The following is a 478-nucleotide window of genomic DNA, read 5'->3' as shown; positions in this document are numbered from 1 at the left end:
ACGACGTACTGATAGACGAACCACTTTCGTCGTATTCAGTCATCCTTGATCTCCTCGTGAATCTTGACGGAAGCAAACGCTATGACGGCGAGGTAAACGAGGGCTATTGTCTCAAACCCGCCATCAAATATGTAGACGATGAGCGGTAGCAACATTACCACGGTGGCGACTGTGTCAGACGCTCTCTCGTCGTCAGTCATCGTCAAACACCCCGCTCCACGCACAGAACCCAGTACCAGCAAGCAGCGCCACAAAGAGCGGCCACACCGCTCCGAGGACGATGACAAGGATCGGGTCTGAACGGCGACTCTGTGCCTCCTCTACAGCCGCCACACCCATCACGAACATCCCGATTAGGCTGTACGCAACGCCACCGATGAGGAGGAGATTAGTCATCGGCGGGGACACCCCCTGTGTCAACGTCCCCGAACGGGTCACGATCCATCGGTAGGCGTAGCTCCTTGGCAACGACCTCCCC

At 56.9% G+C, this 478-nt stretch carries 2 protein-coding genes; both read right to left on the bottom strand.

The features are described from left to right. Positions 1–35: 35 nt before the first annotated feature. Positions 36–200 (bottom strand): hypothetical protein, encoded by a 165-nt coding sequence (locus EXE45_RS19800; protein ID WP_158293433.1) that lies wholly within the window; start codon positions 198–200, stop codon positions 36–38. After that, positions 193–478, bottom strand: a 286-nt coding sequence (locus tag EXE45_RS16690; RefSeq protein WP_206750485.1) for a hypothetical protein, incomplete at its 5' end; no start/stop codon positions are given. The genes EXE45_RS19800 and EXE45_RS16690, both read right to left, overlap by 8 nt.

The sequence above is a fragment of the Halorubrum sp. SP9 genome (genome assembly GCF_005435015.1).
GTDB lineage: Archaea > Halobacteriota > Halobacteria > Halobacteriales > Haloferacaceae > Halorubrum > Halorubrum sodomense.
Note: the sequence above shows the minus strand (reverse complement) of the source record. Positions and strands in the feature narration are given on the sequence as shown.